The sequence below is a fragment of the Microscilla marina ATCC 23134 genome, from assembly GCF_000169175.1.
GTDB classification, from domain to species: Bacteria; Bacteroidota; Bacteroidia; order Cytophagales; family Microscillaceae; genus Microscilla; species Microscilla marina.
Map to the genome: position 1 here is coordinate 33,885 of NZ_AAWS01000048.1, position 23,924 is coordinate 57,808.

Consider the following 23,924-nt stretch of genomic DNA (forward strand, 5'->3'; position numbering starts at 1 on the left):
TCAAGTTTGAGGCTGCTCTACAAGCAACTTACCTGTTTTATAATACATTGATTTTTAATGGTTTATAAAATCGGTAGATGGAAGTATTTAGTCGATAGCTGATCCGAATAAATGTACACCTTGTTAAATGCTGTAAACCAGTATTTTATATTAAGATTGCGTACTCACTTTTAAAACAAAACCTCATCAGAGAATAGATTGATCTCTGATGAGGTTTTTTTGTATAACCAATATTCGCTACGCTTTTCACACATCAAAACTTATCTCTGCCATGAGTCCATCCGATGTTTGTTGAATCTCTACCCATTGTATTTGCCCCAATATGCCGTAGGTGCTTGCCAAAGCCACTTGGTCTTCATCTTTGAATTTTGCCAACATACACAAAGCAATCAACAGCTTGTTGGAAGGGTACAAAACTCTTAGCCCAAACTTGAGCATTTCCTCAGAGGTCATCCACAGCGAAATAACCAATTGCTGTACTTCATAGGTTTCTAAAATTTCTAGCAGAAAGCCTGGAAAAGCAGGTACTTGTAACAAATCTGCCAAGTGCAATGCCTGATAATATTGAGTACTAACCTCATCGGCAGGTTCTATCATCAGGTCTAATTGCCGAATAGTTGGCTCAGCTAAAGACTCACCATAACCCAAACAAACCGCCTCAGGACACAAGCTGACCCAACGGCTCAACAACCTGCGTTTATGATTGTTTGGGTCAAGCGTATGGAGCACTCGGTTCATAGGAATCTCTCCTGGAAGGTACCAGCCTGCGTTTACTCCCAAGGCGTTGAGCTCCAGCCACGAACCCATTTTGGCGGGCTGCCAGTCAATGCCCAGGTCTACAAGCCTTTGCAAAATACTTGTGCTCACCTTGAGGCGATCCTGATAATAAGTGGCGTACCTCTTCAATACCTCTTTAGCATTGCCCAGATGTTGCAGGGTAAGGCGCTTGCCTTGGTGGGTGCTTTGGAGAGCAAAGCGTTGAAACTGATCAGAGTTTGATAGCTGTACATGCTGCAGCCAATCTTTGATAAAAGTAACGTTGGTTTCATTGGTTAAGGTGCTGTTTTGTAGTGCCAACATCATTTTTTGCGTGGTATCTAAAGTGAGGGTTTGGTGGTTCATAAGATATTTTTGATTAGAATTTTGTTCATTATAATTTGTCAATAGTCCACAGCATTTAGCCCGTAGTCCATAGCGGATTCGAGTAAATGTTTACCCCTATGAATCATTGTAAACCAATGGCGTATATTAAATTTGCGTACTTGCTTTATTTTTCAAAGGGTTTCAGTTTTACGTCTAAACACGTAATTAAATAGTTTTTAAACTTATAAACTGACCTTTCGCAGGTCAAAAATTTGTTTAACAAAATATTATACCAGTCTTCAAGCAAGCTAATAAAACACAATGATTCGAGTATCTGTGAGCCGTTACTTTTTTCTATAGGTAAAAAAGTAACCAAAAACCCCACAGCTGTAGTTTGTTTTGCCTAAATCTGTTACACTACGCCGAAACAGCTCAAACTCGCTTCGCTCAAACAGTGATCTGTTTAGCTTACGCAGAGCTCGGCGCAGCAAAGCTGCAGCCTCGGTTTTACGGCTTCGTTTCACAGATTCTTAACGGCAACAAACTAAGGCTGAATCTAGCTGACGCGACCTTAATCCTATGCTGTATTTTTTGGCTTAAAAACAAAAATACGTGCTGCGAAAGGTCAGTTTCACTTATAAACATTTGATAACCGACCAACGGGAGCTCAACGAAGGTAATCAGTAATCAACTTTGACTAAAATCACTGCGGAGCATTGATTTGTATAAAGAAGTTTTTACGCTTCCTAATTAACCCAAGTTGCAGTATATAAACTGTAAAAGCTTAAATTCCAGCTATTTATATATTTTAGGTACGAATATAACTGGCACTTGAAGCTTGTCGCTTATACCTCGCAACTTCAATTAATTATCGAGGATTCAATATTTGAAAGTGATTGCCCACATGCACAATATGTAAAACTCGACTTCCCCTGCCTGCAATAAAGTTCATAGCATCGACAGTACTTTCGCCTGTTCTTCTCCATACTACCACATTCGCGTTTTGCGTCAATTGCGAAAATATAGCACCAACAATCTCATCACTCGCCTCCAGGTAATTACCTTTTTGTACTTCTTCAGGAAATTGTGTCATAAGAAACTTCCGAATATTCAATACTTGTGTTGAATCCTCTCCAAGCCCTTCTACTATGCAATTAATCAAGCAGTTATGTCCCCGACCAGAAACATTCTGCACATTAAAAGTATAGGGTTGCCCCTGATAAGAGCCTGTGACAAGCGCTCCATCTCTAAACCAGTTATTGGCCCATTTTTCTGCTTCTATAGCCTTCAGAGAACGTCTTCTTTTAGTTTTTTTAGCCTTGAGTTTAGGAGCAGTCGTCTTTTGGGTTTTGTTCTCTGGGTTTAGATTTTTGCCACTTTTAAGTATTTCTTCTTGGCTGCTTTGTTTACCATCCGTTGCCTTCTTGGGCTTGTTTGTTGCCGCTTTGTTACGCGACCACAGAAAATCGAGGTTATTTCTTATAGCCCATAAAGCACCCTTGAGTTGGTCAATGCCTGCCACGCCAGTATTTTTTACAACATTATAGATGTCACTCATATTAATAAAGCTCACCTTCTGGTTTTTGGCAGACGCATTGTGGTCGACTATCTCTTCATTCACCCTTTCTACTACCTCTTCCAGGTCATCAATGGCATCTTGCAGGCGGTCTTCTTTCATTTTTTCCTCTATATGGGCTTGTGCCAAGGATTGCACATCATCTTTGTCACTTTTGTCTTCAAAAGATTTAAACAAAGGATTTCGGTTTGACACCATTTCTTGGGTATACTCTACGAGCTTGTCTAAGCCCAACGGGGTGTTAATATACCTACGGATGGCTCGTGCTCCTTCATTGGCTCTAAATTCAGCGTTGCGTTCTTTAGGGTCTAACACCTCCTTGTCTTTACTTTGTTCTGAGAGTGGATTCATTTCCTCCTTCAATACATCGTTGAGCCCGGTCACCTCAAATGTAGTGTTGGTAGTTGCCTTGGTGAGGGCTTTTACCAAAGACGCTGGATTAGTTACCTGGTCTCTAATGTTTCTCCAGGTATCTTCGTTAGGTTTTCCTTTGACAAAGCCCTCCAAGCCTTTGATCACTTCTTTACCCAAGCTACGGGTCATCCCTACCCCTACATACCTTCCTCCATCTTTTACTGCCAACTCACCAGGTTTTTTGCCTCCATCATTAAGCGCATTAATGCTGTCACCCAACAGTTTAGACTCTTTGATAGCATCACTTAAGAAAAAAGAGCCCATATACATCATTGCTGTCAGAGAAGCCTTGATAGCCTCAAATCCTGCAAAACCTACATAGTTTTGAATGGTTTCTTTGTCAGGGTCCAACGCTTTGTCAATCACTGCCGTTACAAAACCTGTACCTGCATACAACGCCCCCAACACCAAATTATCAATAATGATAGGTACTATGCCCACCGAAGCAAAAGGCACTACCCCCACCAATACCACCAGCTCTATAGTTTTTATCAGGTTTTTGCGGTAAGCAGTGGTTGTCTTCTCAAAACCTTCCTGGCGTTTGGTTACATCGTCTTTAAAAGTTTTTTCAAAATACTCCTTGTCTTGACCTAGGTCTTCAAAAGCATTTTTGGCATTCACCCCTTGCTCTATATTACGCATAGCACTCACGAGGCGTGCTCCTCCTTCTTTGTACTCATCTGCCTTGGCAGTCAACCACTTCCAGCTTACCCCAGCATTCAATGACTTATTTTTGATGTTGGCATGCAGTGTGAGGTAATTCTCAGACAAGGCAAAAATATCTTCTGCCAGGTAACCCTCCGCCAGCAAAGTATCTACAAAAGCCTTGTCGTGGGTAGCCGCATCGCTCAAGTGAGTCATCAGGTCTAATACCAAACTCGTATGGGTGCTTTCATTGCCTCCATACAACCTTTCTAGTTGCTCTTTGCTAGGCAGGGGCAAGTGTTTTTGTCTGATTTCCCGGCTTTGTGTTTCAACTTCTTCTTTTAGCTCCTCTAACCTTTCTTTTTTCTGCTCAAACAAGCCAGGCTCTTTATTTTCCTTAATTTCTTGTTTAAGCTTAGCCATTTGCTCACGCAAATTATTTCTTTTACCTAAAGCTGTTTTGTTCGATTTATAATCTGTCCATTCGTCCAGCAATACCCGCCCATGCAGCCCCGTAAAAGTATATTGAGCCAGTTCCTTGTCTTTGCCATCCAGCTTACGAAACCACCTAAACCCTTGCTTGATAATGAAAGGAATGAGCTCTAGTGTTCCACCCTGCAAATGCTTTATAGACTTGTTTAATGAGGCTTTTTGGTGGCTTTGATAGCCCAAAAAAGTGTCTTGAGCAATTCTTTTTTGAGCAGTCTCCTGAAGGGCATCAAATACCTCAAAGAGAAAAACTTCTTTTCTTTTTTCATTAAAGTCTTGTTTGAGGTAAGGGTTTCGCTGGTAACTTTTTACTACAATCCCCTTTGGCACATACAAATTATCTCCCGCTTGCCATATCCTCATCATCATGAGCATAATATCATGGTAATTTTTATTGACAGCTACCTTATGCAACCTGGCGCACCAAATGCCTACTTGACGTCTATACTCTGCGTCGTTTACCACCATCTCATCGTGGGTTGCCAAACTATCCCATCTTTCTTCCTGGGCTTTTCGGTCTTGTTTTGCTTGTTCGGCAGCCTTGCCTGCGCCTTTTCCTTTGCCTATGTATTTGGTATAGTAGCCCAAATAGTTCTGGGAAAAATCTTTTGCTTCTACTGGGGTCAATCGGTGTTGCCTTGGGCTACCTTGATTGGGTGGCTTCACCCAGTTTTGCATTTTTTTATAGGCACCCTGACGGCTTTTTTTATCTATGTCTTGCCACTGCAGTTTAGGCTCAAACCCCACATGATGGGCAAGGCTGCGAAACAAAGAGCCTACATACTTGATATAGTCCGTTTCATGGGTATGCATCACAGACTGAATAAACTTAAACTCTAAGCCCAGCAACATTTCATCGTCTTGTCTTGCCATTGCCAACTCTTTGTCTGACAGCGCCAGTGCATAGATGTGGGTTTTGCTGGGGTTAAAAGGCTCATTGGCTGTCCATTTTCTCAATCCTTCCATGCGGGTGTAGTTGGTCATTCCGGCGCTGCGCCTTAGTTTTAAATAATCGTCGCCAATGTCGCTCCCATATTTTAGCTTGCCCAACACCTCGTATATTTGCTTGGGGAGCATCTTGAGCCCTACCAATAGCTTTTCCAACTCACCCAATGCCTGCTCCACCAACCCATCAGCGTCTTCGGCACTATCGGCATGTGCAATGGGAGTGTCTACAAAAAGACTCAAAAACTCCACCCGCATTCGGTCTGATAGCTCCATGATAGATTTGAATATATCTTGCCTGCGATTGACCACATCATAGCGTCCTTTGATTTTTGCCTGAGCCGCCAAATCGCCTAGCAGCTTTACAATTTCTTTGGGGCGCCCCAAATCCCCTTGGCGCACTGCCGACTCAATTCTTGCCAAAATAAGCTGGCTACTTTTTAGATCATCAGCATTGATGTCTAAGGGTCTTTCAGGCTGCTCCTCTTCGGCTGTTTTATCAGCATCAAATCCAGCTGAAATCAACAGCCTTAACATATTTCGGTCGCCATCGTGCCACCCCACCTTCACCTTTTTATCTGACAATGCTTTGGCAGTATAGCGGGTGGGCACATTGACCACCCTGCCTAACCTGGCATCCAAATCATTGGCTGTGGCATTGGGTTTAGGTATCACCAGCTTGCTATTTTTTCTCATAAAGAATTCCACTTTTTCGCCCAACACATATTTGCGAATGAGCGGATACCCCCCAAAATAGGTCTTTTCTTCTTTGATGGTATTTTTGAGCCAATCGGCCACTTCCTTTTTGAGGTCTTTCACATTGCCGCTCAACGCAACTATTCCTCTTGGTCCTATCTTACGTAGGTATTTACTACCACCATTGACATAGTGCTTGATGATGCCTTCCAGGTGACGGTCTTTTTGCTCTAGAAACGGGATTTTCTCCTTTCCTTCGCCTCCTTTTGCTTGCAATATGCTTTCTTGCCAGCCTAACAACGCCTCCTGATTTTTTTGTTGTGTATCTTCCCCCTCTTTGTTGCCCAAAGTCTCCGCAGCACCTTTAATTGCAGCATATTGTTGGTTGGCTTGCACATAATTTCTCACCCGCTGCAGATTATAAGGACTCAGGTAGCTTTTAAGCCTGGGCTGATAATTGTGCCAAAAATCGAGTAATTCTTTAGGCTCAAGTTTTTCTACAAGTCTTACCACTTCTGCCTCATCTGCCCGAAGTTTTCCTGAAGGCACACCTTCACCTGCCCGCCCCAAAGAAATAGCAATACGCATTGCCGTAGAAGCTCTGCCCTTATTGTCGAGCAATTCATACAAATACTGCACGCGGGTATTATAACGCCAATGCTTCAGACCATCTTCCTTTTTCGCTCCAAACGCGGCAGCAATGGCTACCCTTAAAGGTATTCTTTGGGTGTTTTCGGCATGGTAAACAAAAGCATTTTCTACCTTGCGTACATCGGGGCGAGATAAAAGGCTCATGACTGGATAAAAATTGGCAGGTTTTGGTTTGCCCACCAACCATTCGTACAAATAAGTAACGGCACCCTCTATCGACATGTGTACCTCAAAAAAGAGCCCTTTGATCGACTCGGCACTGCCTGGCATGCGCTCTGGATGGCTCCCTATTAAATTGTTGGTTTTTCTAAAGGTGTTATCAAAATCTTCGTTTCTGTTTTCGGTTGGATTAATGAGTCGCTTAACATCATCATCAAATGCCATGCTACCTTTAGAGGCTTGTATGTGGGGTAGCTCTTTTTGGAATTTTTCTAAGATTGAAGGGGTTTCGGCAAACGTTACAGCCTTGGCTTTTTCAAGCAAAAAATGGATCATGTGATCCAGCTCTTGCAAGTTTTCTTGTTGATAAGGGCGTTTATCCTTGTTGACCAATACTACTATATAATCTACCATCATCGACACCAACGCTTGCAACTCTTGCTGCCTGGTTTCCCTGTCTACTTCATCGAAGGCAAGCCCATCCCTTAAAAAGGCAAATTGTTGCCGATAATAAGCAAGGCGAGACAAAAGGGTATGTACATAACTTCTATACGTTAACTTTGGGTTTCCTTCTTGTTGGGTTTCAGAAGCCCTGGCATAGCGTGGAAAGTCGCCATCGTCGGGCAAAGCTGCTGGTTCGCTCTTGATCTCTTCGGCGGAACGGGCAGCACTACCAGCACCACTTTTTAGTTTGGTTTGTATGGGGGTGTATTTAGATGGAACCGACTTGTGTTTGGTCTTGACTGGTTGGTGTTTGACTTGGTGTAATTGTGGGTTTTTTGAACTTTGAACAGTAGTTGATGGAGAGGTTTCTTCTGTCTCCTGAACAATGGGTATGAGGCGGTCTGACATAATATGCTAAGTGTTTATATTGTATTTTTTTGATATACCTGATTGGTACTACAAAGTAACAATGACCACTGGGTATGTCCCATTTTTGCTGCCCTTCAAATGCTCTACTGGCACCCCTTCAAATGCCCTTCATGGGGAGTTTTAGGAACGGAAAAAAAATAACCCCCGAATCAAGTTCGGGGCTGTAAGTTTTCAGTTTGGAGGTGCTCTTTCACCCTGATACTTCGTTACTTTTTTTAGCCGTAGCTATGGCTACGCCTGCAAAAAGTGCCTCCTCTCAGAATAAAATCCCTACCTCAAAATCGGTAATTTATTTTTTCACTATTCCTTAAACAAAGAAACCAAGTACCTGAATAGTTGCAGATACTTGGTTTGTAAAGGTGTTTAAAAATGTTGAATCAATTTGGGCAAATCGTCTTTGGGCGTCAGGCTCATTTTTTTCTTAATCCGGTAGCGCGCTGTTTCCAAGCCTTTTTTAGAAATATTCAGAATTTGCATGGTTTCCTTTACCGACAAGTTCATTTTCATGTAAGCACAAAGCTTTAACTCGTTGGGACTAAGCACGGGGTAATTTTGCTGCAATCGGGTAAAAAAATGGGGGTGTACTTTTTCAAAGTGTAACTTAAACTTGCCCCACTGGTTGTCCAGGCTTAAGCCGTTTTGCAAGGTTTTAAGGTAGCTTTTTATAGTGTTATCCTGAGAGGCTATAGGTTGAAGTTTTTTTACCACCCCGTCCAGCAATTCGTTTTTTTGGGCTACCTGCAAGGCAATTGTTGACAATTCTCTGTTTTGGGCATCTATGACTGACTGCAACAATGTTTTTTCTCTTTGGTGGAGCGCACTCATGCGCATAGCCGCCTTGGAACGCGCCAATAGTTCGATGCGGCTAAAAGGCTTGCGAATATAATCTATAGCGCCTGTTTCCAGGGCTTCTTCCAGGTTGCGATCTTCTATTTGGGCACCTGTAGCTATGATAATAGGTATGTGTTGGGTTTCTTCTTGTTTTTTCAAATAACCAATCACTTCCAAGCCAGAGAGCATGGGCATTTCCCAGTCCAGAATAATCAAATCGGGCAACTCTTCTTTGGCTATCTGGTAAGCAATAGAACCATTGCAGGCATTGAGCAACTCATAGGGTTGTTTGGTGTCATTAAAATACTGAAATATGGTTTCAATGACTGCTGGATTATCATCGGCTACCAATATTTTTTTTCTGAAGGAATGAGGGTTCATTGTCATAGGATACAATACTTTTGGTTAGCAAGTAAATTATTCAAGTGATGATGTGAACAGTTTGGTCGGGCTATTTTCGAAATAACTATACAACATCAAAAGCAATACAACTCGAAGCCGGAATAAGTTGCCTTGAATTTAAATTTAGCCACAGGCAACCAATCTAACCCAAGACATGTATTGGGTAAACAAATACAATCAGGTACATATTCCTAAATCACTTATTTTATGCTTACTAAAACAATGAATACATTTTGTAAATTATGTGTGCTCATGCTCATTGCCTCACACTGTGTTTTTGCTCAAAACCCTCACACGGTTGATTCTTTGCAAAAAGCGTTGAAAACTACCCTCACCAACCAACAAAAGGTAGATGTATACAACCTATTGGCAAAAGAATACCGCTATATGGATTCTGCCAGGGTAGCCCACTACACTTCACAGTCCATTAGTTTGTCCAACGCCATCCATTACCCTCAAGGGGTAGCTGATGCCTGGTACTATCTGGGCTTTGTAAACCTCGTCAAAGGCAAACGCGTGGACGCCATGCAGTTTTTTGAAAAAATATTGCGCCTTTCTCAAAAAATAAAGTATCAGGAAGGCGTGGCCAATGCTTACAATGGCATAGGGGCTACTTATTGGTTTAAGGGCCATATGGACAAGGCACTGGGTTACTACCAAAAATCGCTTCAGATAAGAACCCAAATCAAAGACCAAAAAGGCATGGCATCTACTTGCGTCAATATAGGTACCATTTACCAATACCAAGGCAAGCACGCCCAAGCCATCAAGATTTACTTGAGGGCACTTCGTATAGAAACCAGCCTTGGCAACAAAAAAGGTATAGGCAAGTGTTACAATGCTTTGGCTAACATTTACACCAACCAAGGTAACTACCCCAAAGCGTTGGAACTTTACCAAGACGCGGCTAAAACACAGCGAGAAATTAAAGATACATTGGGGCTGTCAACAGCGTATAATAACCTCGGTGTTGTTTATACACGACAAGGCAACTACCCTAAAGCCATTCAGTTTCACCAACGATCGCTTGCCATCGACCAACGGATAAAAGACAAGCGAAGCATGGCTGTAAACTACAACAACCTGGGAATCATATACAGGTATCAGGGCAACTACCCCAAGGCTTTAGAGACTTTTCAAAAATCGCTTAAAATACGTGAACAAACGAATAACAAGCAGGGAATAGCGCAGTGTTTTAACAACATTGGGGATATTCACAAAACGCAAGGAAATTATGCCACAGCCTTAGGCTTCTTTAGGCGTGCTTTTAAAATATATCAACAAAAAAAATATAAAAGAGGGATGGCAATTAGCCATAACAATATGGGCATAGTGCATGAATTACAAGGCAACTATGCTCAAGCACTGGACTATTACCAAAAAGCACTTGTGCTGGAAAAACAACTCAAACTCAAGGCAAAAATTGCGGATAGTTACTTGGGTTTAGGGCGGGTTGCACTGTTACAAAAACAGTATACAAAAGCCCATGATTTTTTTGAAAAAGCCCTGAAAATGCGGGAAGCAATGGGAGAAAAAGCAATGTCGGCAGAAGCCCAAATAAACCTGGGCATGGCATACTATTCTCAAAAAAACTATAGCCAGGCTCAACAATGCCTGGAAAAGGGTGTGCAAGCTGCCTCCAAAGCAGGGTTTATTCTATTTATAAAGTATGGCACTGAGTACCTTGCCAAGGTATACCAAGCGATGGGTAACCCACAAAAGGCTCTAGAAAATCACATACGTTTTAAACAAATGGCAGACAGTCTTTTAAACAAAAAGAACGTTCAGAAGATTGCCCGTTTGGAAACCCAATACATTGCACAAAAACGTGTCGACTCTTTGCGGGTAATACAAACCCAAAAAGACCAGTTGGCACAGGCAGACATACGCCGCCGGGAAGCTACCCAAAGCGCTACTTACCTGGGTTTGGGACTCTCTGCTCTGCTGGTCATCGTGTTATGGATGTTTTACCGTAGCCAGCAACGCCACAACCGCAAACTTAGCAGCATCAACACAGAGTTAGAGGAGTCTTATATGACCATTCGAAACAGTGCTCAACTCATTTCTGAACAAAAAAATGAACTGGAACAAGCCTTGCAAAAACTTAAAGAACTGGATAGTTTTAAGGAAAAAATGGTAGGAATGATTGCCCATGACCTCAAAAACCCTTTGCAGGCCATCATAGGGTTTACTCAAGATACACATGTACACCCTGAGGCAAACGCCATCCATCGGGCTGCCCAACGCATGCTCTTGCTCATTTTGAATATGCTGGATGCGCAAAAGTTTAATAAAACCGAGGTTAAGCTCAAAAAATCTACCCAGAGCCTGCCACAACTGGGAAAAACAACCCTTGCACAGGTAGAATGGTTTGCCCAAGCCAAAAACATTCGCCTAGAGCAAGCAGCCACTCAGGAAATGTACTTGCCTGTAGACACCCAGCTGGTATCCAGGGTATTGCTTAACCTTTTGCACAACGCCATCAAGTTTACCCCTAATAACGGGCACATTACCCTACAATACGAAGCAATGCCTGCTACCCAAGAGATAAAAGTGATGGTGAGTGACAATGGAGAGGGCATTGCCCCTGAACACTTGGCAACCATATTTAAGCCTTACCACCAAGCCAATGCCAAACAAGCCTCTACCGGGCTGGGGCTTGCATTTTGTAAAATGGTGGTAGAAGCCCACCATGGTAATATTGGAGTAATATCAACTTTGGGCAAAGGCAGTACTTTTTGGTTTACTTTGCCTATGCCTGAAGTCATTCAACCTACCCAAACATTGGCCAAAGAGTTTGCCCATACACACACGTCTGCGCTACGCCTCACCCCCGAAGATAAGGCGTATTTAAAACCTTACCTCAGCAAAATAAAGGAGCATAAGATTTATCATTTTACAAAAATCAAATCCATTCTTCAACAAATAGACGACCACAAACACCCTGACCTGGCTCTTTGGAAAAACACCCTAAAGCAAGCGATGGTAACTGCCAACCAACCACAGTACGAGTCTTTGATTAATATGCATTAAGGGCAGGTATTAGTGCTTGCTTAAAATTAGTCGAAGAGGTCAAGCCCTCCAAACTTGATTTGGAGGGTTTATAAACTCAACAAAGCTCAGTTGAGCGCAACAAATTCATAATCCATTGAAAATTAGCATACTATGAATTTGTTAGTTGCCTATAAACCGAATCTACAGCCGCTTGCTGTGATGAGCTCAACACAGTTAAACAGGGTGTACCTAGAATCTTATCGGGGTTTCTAACTAAATACTACACCGTTTGCAAGTACAGTTCCTCTAACTCAAGCGCCGTTAGGCTCGCTGCTTCTACCTGAGACACCAAATTTCCTGCATTTAAGATTCCGATTTGATGGGCAATTTCTTTAGCACGAAAAATATCGTGGGTAGCCATCAAAATCGCTGTTTTTTGCTGCGCCAACTCTATCAAAATATTTGAAAATTCATTGGCTGCTTTAGGGTCTAGTCCACTGGTAGGCTCATCTAACAACAACGCCTTGGCTTTCTTGCTCAACGCAATTGCAATTCCTACCTTTTGGCGCATCCCCTTCGAATACCCTTTGGTGGTTTTTCGTGAGCATCGTCTTGTAAGCCTACTTTTTTTAAGAAATAAACCAGGTCTTCTTTTGAGTATTGGAAACCTGCCAACGAAGAAAAAAACTTTAGGTTTTGCAGCCCCGTGAGGTGGGGGTATAACATGACAGTTTCTGGAATATAAGCCAAGTATTTTTTAGACAAAGCAGGGGATGTAGCTACCGAAGCATCATCGACCAGTGCTTGACCACTGGTGGGTTTTATAAAACCTAAAAAGCAGTTGATGGTAGTCGTTTTGCCTGCACCGTTTTGACCAAGCAAAGCAAATATTTCCCCTTCGTTGATGGTGAGATTCAATTGATTAAGTGCAGTATGATTGCCGTATTTTTTGGTAAGGTCAATAGCTTTGAGCATTATTTCGTATTTTTTGAATAAAATTATAAATGATAAAATTTACGTTGATTGAACCGTGCCGCCCCCAAACAAACGCCTATGCCCAATAATAGTGGCAATAGCACTTGAAACCAATTTACCCCAGATTGTTCCTCGTATTTGGCAAGCGTGTGCTGGTTCCATTTTTCGGTAGTAGAAGCGACCTGGCTGAATATTTTTGGGTAAAAATAAAGCCGTTTTTTTTCGTGAAACTGTTCCAGTGCTTGCATAAAATTGAGCTGATTTTGCAAGCCTACGTTGGCTAAAGAGTTGAGCACTAGCTGAGTGTGGGCACTAGGAAAAAGCATGCCTGTATTTTTGCTCAGGCTTATTCGTTTTTTTATTTTCTGTTGTAGCTCCCTTGCTTGTGCTGTTGCTTCATCGTCGCCCATTTGCTGCATAGCAAAGTACCAAAACCAGCTAAACCGAGCGCCTTTGGGGTGCTTGTATTGAGCAAGTTGTGGGTAATGTTTGATAAACTTCTGAATGGTAGGTGCCTTTTCCTTGTCCCACTTGTTATGATAACCCTCTCTGCTTTTTACTACCGTGCCAAAAGTTTCTGGCATGGGATAAACCAAAGACATGGTACCACTAATGGCAGCAGGTACAATGACATTTAAGAACACCCAAATGGTGAGCAAAACCAGGGCGTTTTTACTAGAGCTGAGGTGAAAAGAAATGACCCACCAAACCACCGCAAACCAAAAACTCACATAAGCAAACGACACCAGACAAAAGGCCGCATATTTTTGGTCTGGTGGTATGCTTAAGTAAAACTTGGCAATGATTAATAGCAAGGCGAGCACCACCAATGTGCTGCCATACCTTAAGAGTAACTTGACGCGAATCATTCCTTTGGTATTGTTTGTTTGGCTCAGGGCAAGCGCCCAAGTGCCTCCTTCTTTTTCTTCAGAAATCAGGTTGAAACACAAGGCAATGATGACCAAAGGAATGAAGTAAACAAGCACAAAACTAAAGTCAAAGTTTCCAATAAGCTGATAGACCGGGTTGGCTAGTCTGGAGTTGTATTTTTGTTCCTCAAGGTTACGAATATTTACCCTTTGAATAGAAGGCGAAATATCTCGTTGTCCGATGGCTAGGCTTGCCAAGGGCGATACTTGATTGACCAAACCAAACTTTTGATAATATAATAACAACCCTATGTCTTTGGGGTGGTGCTGTACGTTTCGCTCAATATTTTCTTTTTGTAACAAGATGGCTCGCTGTTCATTTTCTTGAGTTTCTTCGATGAATAACCCACCAAAATACAAGCTCAGCATACCCGCAAAAAATATGGACAAGAGTCCTATCCAGGATGCTTTGGTTTTAAAAAAACTGATGATTAATAATCGATTCATGTTAGATAACTTTCAGGCTTTTAGAGTAGTGTACCAATAAACCCAGCCCCAGCATCCAGCCTAATAGTACTAATAAAGAGAGGTATTCCTGGGCAAGGCTTTGAGAAAAGCTTAAAAAACGGTAATTAAAATCCGGGAATTGAGCCCAATGCGATTTGTCCAAAATATCGGGTTTTCCCTGGATACGCTTCCCTCGTACATTGCTGATTAACTTGATTTGCAAATCGTTCATTTTTTGGGCTAAACTATAGCGATATTTTTCGGCTTGTGCGCGAAAATCGTCATAAGTAGCATAACCAGACCCTGCCAAAGCCATAGAGACTTGTTTGATGGCTACCATAGGGTTGACAATGCCCGCCAGACGCAACATATTATTTTGTTTTTGATAAATCTGCAATAGTTTTTCGTAGCGCTTATTGTAGGCTTTAGAGCTTAGCTTTTCTCCTTCTTTCATCACAAACCCCTGATAGTTGAAGGGTAATTGATCAGTAGAATTTACCTTATGCACAGCCAGCACCGAGTCTTTTAGGTGTTGATAATGTGGATCGTCTGGGTTGTGACTGTCCCCTAGCTTTAGCAGCTCCTCTTCTACTTTGATGTCAAATGCAATTTTAGAGGGCGCGGGGTATTTTGCTTGCCCATAAGTAGTAGCGAGCTTAGGAAGTATAAGGCTGAAAAAAAGCCAAATGCCCAATAATGTAATCAATGCACCTCTTGACGATTTGCTACGCCCTGAAACGTATACTGCCAAAATAGCCATCAAGAAAAAGTATAAGCCGTAAGTCACAAACAATAACCCAAACCTACTCATCAGTTGACTATTGACAAGGGAAGCCTCATGAAACCACACCAGCAACAAGGAAAAGATGAGGGCAGGTACAAATACCAACATAGCCAACAGGTATAAACCCAGGGTTTTGCCCCACAACACCCCCCTCCAGTCTGCTCCCTGAGTAAACACAATTTTTAGGGTGCCATTTTCACGGTCTTGCGATACAAGGTTGAACCCCCAAAAGAAAATCAACAGAGGAACCAGTACTTGTAAAAGCATAGAAGCCGAGAAATACCCAAAACGAAGCAAACCACTGGAATAACTTGCTTCTGAGGAATTGATGGTATTTTGTTGATGAGCTTCTAAAAAAATCACGTTTCCAAGAAAGTGGTGAATGCCTGGATCAAAAAAGCCAAGGGGATACTTTTGTCTAAAAACCAAATAGCCGTAATGAGCCATTCGATGAGGGTGTTTATCGGGGTTGTTTTCCCAACGTTGGCGTACTTCTTTGCTGTATTGCTCTACGTGGTGATGGTCTTGAGTACGTACCCTAAACTCGGTATAAAGTGAGACAAATAGCAGCAGATTAAAAATCAGGAGGAGGTATACCACACTCTTGGTTTTGAGTTTGGTAACAAGCACCTGATGAGCAAAAACTTTGATATGATGAGCGCGCATTTTGATTATAAAACTGTTGAAAGCCAACGACTATGCGTTGGCTTTGAAAAGAGATGATGTTAAAATATATAGGTAGCCGTGAGCATATAGTTACGGGGGGCTCCTGGAAACAAACGGGTGTAGGTTTGAGCACCCAACCAATAAGTTTCATTGGCTAAATTTCTCAGGTTGAGCGCCAATTGTAAATTGCCTTTGGCAGGCGCATAATAGAGCGCAGCATCAAAAATAGTGAAAGCGGGCACTTCAAAGTCACGGGTAAACCAAGGAATTTTGCTACCCTGATGCTGCATACCAAAACCTATTCCTATGCCTTTTAGGGCAGATGATTGCGGGAAATTGTACCTTGTCCATAGGTTTCCACTATTGAAAGGCGTATTCTCCTTACGTTTCCCCATTAAGTTTTCATCATCATCTTCTACAATGCTGGCATCTATATAACTATAAGATACATTGACCTGCCAGTCGGGCGTAATAAACCCGGTAATGTCTATCTCAAACCCTCGGCTTCGGTCAGCTCCACGCTGCACCAGCAAATCGGGGTTGTTGGGATCATTGGCACTGATGAGAATGTTTTTTTGATTGATTTCATAAATGGCACTGTTTACCACAATGCTGTTGTCGAAAAAACTTGCTTTGATCCCAAACTCCTTCAAATCGCTAATCAATGGCTCAAATTGAGCGGCTGATTGATCAGCCCAGAAAAAACTACCCGTGCTAGGCATCAAAGTGACAGTATTGGACTGCGGCTGATATCCCTCAAGGTACACTGCATAAGCGTTGATGTTTTTGAAAATCTCGTAAGTTACACCCACTCTAGGGAGCAAAACTGTATTGGTAAAAGAAGCCGCCTTGTTGGTATTGTGGTTGGTGATGTCTTCAAACCATTCAGCCCTTAGGCTTAGCAATAGAGAAAGTTTGCCAAGCTTGACAAAGTCTTGTACATACGCCGCATGTGTAGTGGTGAGTGCATTAGGAATGGCAAAACGCGAGTTTAGGTTATAATCGCTGACATTGCGGATGGTTGCCGATGGGTTGCTAAGATCAAAATGGGGTACATTAGGGCGAGGAATGGTAACATCGCCATAGGCCATGGTTTGATAGTCGGCAGCATTGGCAGGGTCAAAACTACGGGTTACACTGCCATCGTTCAACAAAAAACCACGGGCAGAGTTTTGTCCTCCGCCAGGCAATTTTTGCCAACTATGTAAGTCATAGCCTGCCACCAACACGTGTCGGGTAGGTCCCAGGTCAAAGTCAAAATTAAAGTAAGCATTTACGTTGTCAATGTTCCAAAACTGCTTTCGCTGTACAAAGCGCATACCTACCAAACTGGCAATGGTGTTTCCATTGATGTCGGGGGCAAAGGCATTGATAGTGCGGTGCTCTTGCAAATCTTCGGTCCAGGTTTGCTTCATATACTGAACATTGATCTTGATGTTTTTGGTAAACTGATGTGACAGAGATCCCATAATGAGCAACTCCTTTGACTGGAAAAAGTCACCAGGAGCACCCAAGTTTAAACTAATGGGAGTGCTGTTCAAATTGGTCACTCCAGCCACTGCCCCAAAAATGGGTTGTCCCCGATCAAGGTTTCCTTGCATATTGTTATAAATAATCTCGGCATTTACTGCAGTACGCTCGTTAGGAATATAACTAATAGAAGGTGAAATCAAGATAGATTTGTTATTGATCAAATCACGGTAAGACTTTGCTTCTTGTATGGCACCATTCAGGCGATAAAGCAGTGTTTTACTTTCATTGAGGGGACCAGTAAAATCCAATGTGCCCCGAATGGTACTAAAACTACCCGCTGCCATGCTGACTTCTTTTCTGTCAATGGGTAAGGGCTTTTTGGTCACCATATTGATGCTTCCCCCTGGGTCAACACTAGATAATGTAATAGAAGCGGGTCCTTTGAGTACCTCCACACGCTCAATATTGGCGGTTAAAGGTTGCAGGAAATAAAATTGGCGGGTACGCAATCCATTGACAATTTGTCCTTCTTCGTTTTGACTAATGCCTCGAATAGCGTATTGGTTATAAAAACTAGAGGGTACTACCCCACTGGCTACTTTTACTGCATCTCCTACATGAAACGCTTGTTGGTCAGAGATGAGTTCTTTGGTAATAGACGATATTGCCTGGGGCAACTCTTTGTTTTGAATAGGAAGCTTGGTAGCCGAAAACGAATAATCACTATGGTAGCTTTTTTTGACCCTACCTACAATTTCTACCCCTTTAAGTTCTGTGGTGCTTTGTATTAGGGTGAGCAATAACACCTCTGTATTGCGTTGCCCATCAGAAAGGTTCACTTCCAAAGTCTGATAACCAACAAAACTAATTTTTAATATGCCTTTCGTATCCTTTAGGTCTTCGATAAAAAAGTTGCCGCTGTTACCAGTGACAGTAACCACATTTTGGGCATTTGTATTGTAGACCACAGTGGCCCCTACCATAGGAGCGTTCGTCTTATCTATGACTCTACCTTTGATGATTGAATTTTGCCCATAGCTTATAGCTACGTGAAGCAGTGCGAACATTAATACAAGAGTAAACTTAACAAGTTTCATTTTTCCTTTGATGGATTTACATTTATGCAACAATGCTGCAAATGTAAATAAAAAATCATCTTTTGCAATAATGTTGCAAAAGATACAAAGATGCATCAACAAAATACCACTCTGATTGAAGTCTTACAAAGTTATAAAGATGAAGTACTGGTGTGTTAGCTTCCAGATGGGTAAAAAAGACTATATAACTGAAGTTACGCAGACCTACTTATTTTGATGGTTATATGGCTTTATTGCTCAATGGTTGGGCTACACATTGCGCAACAATATAGCCATTCAACAATAGAAACAGGTGACCTTCAGAAAACTGCGTAACTTAAGTATATAATTTTGTTCACAGGCTTGGATGAACGGTCGCAAAGTTTCACAAAAACCTGAAGCAAATAATAGAATTGACCCTTTGCAACATATGCCCTTGCTTATAAGCAAAGAAATACAACAACAGACTAAGACCATGTTAGCCAAATTTAGGGATAAGAAAGTAATTAATTACCCAACTTAAAAAAATGGCATACACACTTGTACTTTGAAACAGTATACTCATTTGCGTCGTGTCTGACCAACAGCGCCTTTCTTTCCACCGGCGTATGCACTCCTTCGCTAGGGCGACCATTCCGATAAATCGCGAACTTCCATTGCATTACAGCAAGGGATTGCCCCTACAATAAACCTCTTGATTTATGCATAAATGTTTGTATATCAATAATTTTAAAAACTTCGCACAACCCTAATTCCGTATGCCAAAAATAGAAGTCAAGGAAGTTATTTTTTTCGCTTCCCTTAGCCTTGGTCGAAGGGTTCAATACAATCAATTATTTTGCATACATATTGCCCACTGTTGGCGTTTCCTTTACATTGTAGTCTATGTCCTTGATCTTTAATTTCAACCAAGTCCAATTTCCATTGTCTAGCTCCCAGTCAGCCTTTAGCTCCACAGGTATCTTCACTCCATTTCGCTCTTCTGTTTTTATAGCAGCAACAGTCCATAGCTTCGGCTCTTTGTCTTTCAAGTCTTTGTATCGTGGTGCTGTAAACTTAAGGAAGTTCCCGTGGTCATCGAAATAAAATACCCCTGTACCTTTTGTTTTATGAACGCTCATGGTGGCTTTAGCAGCATTGTCACCTATTTGCTCCCAAACAATATAAGGGCTTAAAGACGCCGTTGGATACCAAACAATTTCGGCCAAGTACCTTTGCAAAGTAGCTTGGTCAACCTTTTCGTTTTGCTTGGCATCTGCCACCGAAACAAGCGACATCAATTTAATGATCATTTCACCCTGACCATTCTCAAATTTATCTCGTCCAACTACACCCATAACGCCCATTCGAGTCTTGATGCTCCAGTTAAATGCAGGTGGTTGAACAGTAATGTATTGTTCTGCCACTCCATTGTTCCACTCGCTTTGCTCTGGGGTCATTTTTAGTTGTAGGTCTTGAGTTAAACGCACACTGGTTACAGGTTTTTTGCCAATGACTCCAACGTTCACCAACCATTTTTGAACAACTGCAGGCAGGCTTGAGATATCTTTTTCAGTAATCACTTTTTGGCTTATGTTCGTTGAGCCCCTGAGCATCTGCACCCTCTCTTTGCTCACTTTGTTTTTAAAACTAAAGGTTGCGTAGGAGATAATGGTTGCTATAAGAAAAATCGCGTTCAATATTGTCCAATATTTTGCATTAGACCAATGGTTGACAATGAAAGCTTGCGAAATAATGACAATCAAGCCCCCGCCTAGCCAGTAATAATCGGAGTTAAAAATCATTGAAATAAAAGTATATTTAAAAATCAGTTTTCTTGTTTATTTCCAACGGTGCAAAAGTACTCGTTTACGCTCTATTATATTTGGGGCAAAAAAAGTGATTTAAAAAACCCATCATTTTTAGCCCCAAAATACCACCTTAACCACAGGAGGATTGCCTCCAAATCCTGCGAAGTTAAACATACTCTAAATTTAAAACCTTACCCAAAAAAAGATTTAAGAATGTATTTTCATCTATAGGCACCTAATGGTTTGATATCATACCCGAAGGTGTTTGGAGTTTAGCAAAAAAGATGAAACAACTCAACAGCCCTGCTCCCTAAAGCAAAACCCCCGAAGTATCATTTTGAGACTTCGGGGGTTGTTAACTCAAATGCTTTTTATTTCCAGTCAACTTTGGCAAGCAATTGCTCACACAGCTCTAACGCTCCCAACGATTTGAAGTACTGTTCGTCTTGTTTGTTGGCTTTCACTACCTTGCGGTGAGTGTTTACTGTTTCCTGAAGAAACTGAGGCACATTGGCTACATTGATTGCCTCTTTTGGTGCTGCCTTTTTAAGCGATGAGGTGGTGGCTTTTGGGGTAGGTTTGGCTTCCTTTATTTTATTAACTTCTTCTTTTATTTTGTTTGTTTCTGTCTTGGCTAACTTCTCTACAGTCGCCTTTTTTACTTTTGCCTTGCCGCTCAGCACTTGGCGTTTAAACACTGGATCTACCGAGCCTACCTTGTCTAGCCCCTCGGCAAACTTGCCATCACGCAAAATGCCCGCCCGGCTGGTATTGTACTGTTTTGACAGTTCTTCGGCTATATTTCCCGAAGTATCATTTTGAGACTTCGGGGAGTTGCCTCGCTTCAGGTTCTTTTTTGGGTCCGACTTTCGCTGGTTGTAGATAAGCCCCCTATAGTAGGCAGCTTGTTCTTTGGTAAGGTTTCTTCTTCCCAGCTGATTCAAGAGCATCCACTCCTTGGCTTCGGCAGCATCAACAAACTCTTTGACTACAATATTGTAATGTACATTATTGCTTGTACAAACCCTGTGGCGGTTGTGCCCATCTATTATGTAATAAGTTTCAGCATTTGGTACCTGCCAAACCACCAATGGTTCCCGGCAACCTTCCTCAATTATATTCTCCTGTAGTTGTTTATATTCTTCGTCAGAAAGGGGGTGAATCCAATCTCTAAAGTCAGGATGGACTTCAATTTTACTCTTGATATAATCGTCAGTGGTTTTAAATTTAGACTTGGCTTTTTCAACCTGTGAGAAAGCATCGTCAGCCACACCACCAGGCTTAATTTTTTTTAGTTTGTCTAGTTTCCCCATCGTTATTTCTTTAAAATTTCCTTGGCTAGTTTTGCATAGTCTTTGGCACCATCCGAATTTTTATCATATTCAAATACATCTTGCTGGGCATAAGACGATTCATCAAAAACGACTCGGTTTCGAATAATAGACTTTAAGACAAAATCTTCGTAAGTTTCTTGCAGCTCCTCCAACTTCAGCTTGTTGATCGTCTTTCTGCCATCATACATTGTCACGAGCATGCCCAACACCTGTAGTTGAGGGTTTAGCCTTTCACTTACCTCGTTTTTCAGGTCAATCACGTTATCTATAGCATGACTTGCCAACTCAGTAGAACTCACAATAATGAGCAAATCAGTGGCTGCCATCATAGCATTCAAAGTCAGTATCCCTAGGTTTGGGCGGCAATCAATGAGTACATAGTCGTAATCATCATATACATTTTTTAATACTTCATCCAGCCTAAAATACCCATTCACATTTTTATCTGACGACAGTTCAGCCTCAATATTTAATAAGTTGCGTGATGCTGGTATGATATCAAAGTTCTTACTAATGGTTGCAATAGGAATCTCTTGTTTTTGCCCCGACAAAGCATGTGATATGTCATGAATGGCTTTCCTTTGCTCATCAGGCACCCAATTAGACAAATTTGCCTGTGGGTCAAAATCTACAATCAATACCTTTCTTTTCTGCAAAGAAAGCGCTTTGCCAAGGTTCAGCGTAGTAGTGGTTTTTCCAACTCCACCCTTATTGTTTACCGCTGCTATGATTCTTGTTTTTGCCATTATTGCGCTTATTTTATGGTTCACTTCAAATATAGCATCAAAGTTATCATTTACTATTTATATTTCCTCTATAGATGGTAAGATAACCTGTCCCCAAAACTGCCTTAAAAACCATATTCCACTACAATAAATCACCTGCTCCAAACCTGCTTTTTGTACCCTTATTCTAAAATTTTACTGAAAATATACTTTAAATACAATTTAATATTACACAAATAACTCATTACAAAATACTTAAATTTCCAAAACACCCTAAAAATTATATTTCACAACAAAGACATAAAATTGGCATGATCATTTAAATAAGCAAAATTACACCCCTCCTGCTCTCACACATGCGTTGATGACTACATAAAATCTATTACTCTATCACCCATTTATTAGTTCACCTACTCTCTTACCCCCTTCAGGGTACCCATTCCAATTGGTAGCTTCTTACCCAAAAAAAATATTGCCTTGCTCCTATGCTTTTCATCGAGTGTTGGGCTTGCCCTCTGTGTTCAACTTCCCTGCTTGTTCTGTATTTACGAACCAATGTCCCGAATTCCGCATTGATGAATTTCGAATTTACGAACCGCATCATCTACGGAATATTGACCAAAATTCCGCATTTACGAACCTCTCTGTTCGCAATAATGGATATTTTTTCAGACCACAGGCTCGGAATTACAAAGCCTATGTCGTTTTTACGAACTAACGAATACGGAATATATGCAACCCAAAAGTCCGAATATTGCACCACCTAAAACGCGGAATGTAGCCCTAATTTCCGCGCTTCCGAATGCGTAATTTATGTTTAAACTCATTCAAATAGCTTTTTATGTTCAAGCGAGTTCCGAATAATGAACTTTAGTAAAGTTCGGATAATGGATAAATGCGGAACTCGGAATTCAGGCATTTGTTCCATACCCCGAACAAGTAGTTCGAAGTATCGCATACTCAAACACTATATACTTGTTCAGTATAACGAATAAGCTGTTCCGAATAACAGAATTTATGATCATTGAGATGTGTTCCAAATCACGAACAAAAGATTAAAATATCGCCAATGATCACATACATATTGGCAAAGCATCAGGAAGTAATAAAAGGGCAAGTAACCATGACAACACCCAACTCAACCACCACAAGAAGGAAGCAAAACTCACCTAAAAAGTTCATGATAGATACAAGAAGAGCTTGGGCATGACATTACAGCAAACTACTTTCAACAAAAATCGATTTCGCTGTAAACTCTACGTTTTTACACCCAAGGTTGCTATGTTTATACTAGGATTAAAGTGATTACCTGCGGTGAGCTCGTCACAGCAAGCTGCCCCGATGAATCGGGATTTATAAATAGACTCGGTTTTAGGATTTACAGGATTAGCTGAAGCTGAGCTCAGCACAGCAAAGCTGTAGCTTCGGTTGATTAATGTTGGTATTCAGACAGTTAGTCAAAATCCATCCTCAAAACCATTTTTGTTTAAGTTTATGTATTCAATTAAACCTGTATACAACTGGTGTACTTATTCTTAAAAACAATGGATCATGTGATCGGCAAGGTAGGGGCAAAAAGGCCACGTTTTCACATAATTAACTGGCTATAAAAGTTGGTTTTTTAAAACTATAGCAGAAGGGAAGGGGCAAAACCACCATAAAGATGGTAGATTGACAAGTACAAGTTCGATGTTTGGAACAAGGATGCGGAAAAATGAATGAGCAAGTGCAGAATGTTCAGACCTGAAAATAAGTTCAGTACCTGGAACAAGGGTGCGGAAAAATGAATGAGCAAGCACGGGAGTGCAGAATGTTCATGACTGAAAAATAAGTTCGATGTTTGGAACAAAAGTGCGGAAAAATGAATTGCTACCGCCCAGAGTGGGGTGGTCATTGACTTCAACGGGGGTACCTGCGCCTAAGTAATGGACAAAAAATGACCTTTCGATTTAGGAAATGACCTTTAC

Annotated in this window: 11 protein-coding genes and 1 pseudogene; 1 reads left to right on the forward strand and 11 read right to left on the reverse strand. The window is 41.5% G+C overall.

Annotation, left to right across the window (positions count from 1 at the left end):
• Window positions 1-246: 246 nt before the first annotated feature.
• The 3 genes from M23134_RS29640 to M23134_RS29655 form a co-directional block, all read right to left on the reverse strand.
• A complete protein-coding gene (locus tag M23134_RS29640; protein WP_002702772.1) occupies window positions 247-1,122 on the reverse strand; it encodes a hypothetical protein in 876 nt (291 codons plus the stop codon).
• Between the two features lie 829 nt (window positions 1,123-1,951).
• On the reverse strand, window positions 1,952-7,510 hold the full coding sequence (locus M23134_RS29650) for an OTU domain-containing protein (RefSeq protein WP_002702777.1): 5,559 nt from the start codon (window positions 7,508-7,510) through the stop codon (window positions 1,952-1,954).
• 384 nt (window positions 7,511-7,894) lie between these two features.
• On the reverse strand, window positions 7,895-8,749 hold the full coding sequence (locus M23134_RS29655) for a response regulator (protein WP_002702789.1): 855 nt from the start codon (window positions 8,747-8,749) through the stop codon (window positions 7,895-7,897).
• Window positions 8,750-8,986: 237 nt separating this feature from the next.
• On the opposite strand from M23134_RS29655, the gene M23134_RS29660 reads away from it, so the two are divergent.
• Window positions 8,987-11,797 (forward strand): tetratricopeptide repeat-containing sensor histidine kinase, encoded by a 2,811-nt coding sequence (locus tag M23134_RS29660; protein ID WP_198145112.1) that lies wholly within the window; start codon window positions 8,987-8,989, stop codon window positions 11,795-11,797.
• A gap of 241 nt (window positions 11,798-12,038) precedes the next feature.
• Here M23134_RS29660 and M23134_RS42645 read toward each other — a convergent pair whose 3' ends face one another.
• The 8 genes and pseudogenes from M23134_RS42645 to M23134_RS29695 form a co-directional block, all read right to left on the reverse strand.
• Complete coding sequence (locus M23134_RS42645) at window positions 12,039-12,329, reverse strand: AAA family ATPase (protein WP_002702792.1); 291 nt, start codon at window positions 12,327-12,329, stop codon at window positions 12,039-12,041.
• Window positions 12,315-12,733, reverse strand: a pseudogene (locus M23134_RS42650) (ATP-binding cassette domain-containing protein); the annotation flags it as partial. The pseudogene M23134_RS42650 and the gene M23134_RS42645, both read right to left, overlap by 15 nt.
• Window positions 12,734-12,756: 23 nt before the next feature.
• Window positions 12,757-14,109, reverse strand: coding sequence for a DUF3526 domain-containing protein (locus M23134_RS29670; protein ID WP_002702795.1), 1,353 nt, complete (start codon window positions 14,107-14,109; stop codon window positions 12,757-12,759).
• A gap of 1 nt (window position 14,110) precedes the next feature.
• Entirely contained in the window at window positions 14,111-15,559 is a 1,449-nt protein-coding gene (locus tag M23134_RS29675) for an ABC transporter permease (protein WP_002702796.1), read from the reverse strand.
• Window positions 15,560-15,618: 59 nt separating this feature from the next.
• Window positions 15,619-18,099 (reverse strand): TonB-dependent siderophore receptor, encoded by a 2,481-nt coding sequence (locus M23134_RS29680; RefSeq protein ID WP_045114608.1) that lies wholly within the window; start codon window positions 18,097-18,099, stop codon window positions 15,619-15,621.
• Between the two features lie 842 nt (window positions 18,100-18,941).
• A complete protein-coding gene (locus M23134_RS29685) occupies window positions 18,942-19,892 on the reverse strand; it encodes a DUF6920 family protein (protein ID WP_053337415.1) in 951 nt (316 codons plus the stop codon).
• A 377-nt stretch (window positions 19,893-20,269) separates the two neighbouring features.
• Window positions 20,270-21,211, reverse strand: a complete 942-nt coding sequence (locus M23134_RS29690) for a ParB N-terminal domain-containing protein (protein ID WP_002702800.1) — start codon at window positions 21,209-21,211, stop codon at window positions 20,270-20,272.
• Between the two features lie 2 nt (window positions 21,212-21,213).
• Window positions 21,214-21,978 carry a ParA family protein gene (locus tag M23134_RS29695; protein ID WP_002702802.1) on the reverse strand — a complete coding sequence of 255 codons (765 nt, stop codon included), beginning with the start codon at window positions 21,976-21,978 and terminating at the stop codon, window positions 21,214-21,216.
• Between the last annotated feature and the right edge of the window lie 1,946 nt (window positions 21,979-23,924).

What these genes read in the sequence shown, in the direction of transcription:
- M23134_RS29660 (WP_198145112.1), top strand. Translation starts at nt 8,987, where the DNA reads ATGAATACATTTTGTAAATTATGTGTGCTCATGCTCATTGCCTCACAC.
- M23134_RS29650 (WP_002702777.1), bottom strand. Translation starts at nt 7,510, where the DNA reads ATGTCAGACCGCCTCATACCCATTGTTCAGGAGACAGAAGAAACCTCT.
- M23134_RS29640 (WP_002702772.1), bottom strand. Translation starts at nt 1,122, where the DNA reads ATGAACCACCAAACCCTCACTTTAGATACCACGCAAAAAATGATGTTG.
- M23134_RS29670 (WP_002702795.1), bottom strand. Translation starts at nt 14,109, where the DNA reads ATGAATCGATTATTAATCATCAGTTTTTTTAAAACCAAAGCATCCTGG.
- M23134_RS42645 (WP_002702792.1), bottom strand. Translation starts at nt 12,329, where the DNA reads ATGCGCCAAAAGGTAGGAATTGCAATTGCGTTGAGCAAGAAAGCCAAG.
- M23134_RS29680 (WP_045114608.1), bottom strand. Translation starts at nt 18,099, where the DNA reads ATGTTCGCACTGCTTCACGTAGCTATAAGCTATGGGCAAAATTCAATC.
- M23134_RS29675 (WP_002702796.1), bottom strand. Translation starts at nt 15,559, where the DNA reads ATGCGCGCTCATCATATCAAAGTTTTTGCTCATCAGGTGCTTGTTACC.
- M23134_RS29690 (WP_002702800.1), bottom strand. Translation starts at nt 21,211, where the DNA reads ATGGGGAAACTAGACAAACTAAAAAAAATTAAGCCTGGTGGTGTGGCT.
- M23134_RS29655 (WP_002702789.1), bottom strand. Translation starts at nt 8,749, where the DNA reads ATGACAATGAACCCTCATTCCTTCAGAAAAAAAATATTGGTAGCCGAT.
- M23134_RS29685 (WP_053337415.1), bottom strand. Translation starts at nt 19,892, where the DNA reads ATGATTTTTAACTCCGATTATTACTGGCTAGGCGGGGGCTTGATTGTC.
- M23134_RS29695 (WP_002702802.1), bottom strand. Translation starts at nt 21,978, where the DNA reads ATGGCAAAAACAAGAATCATAGCAGCGGTAAACAATAAGGGTGGAGTT.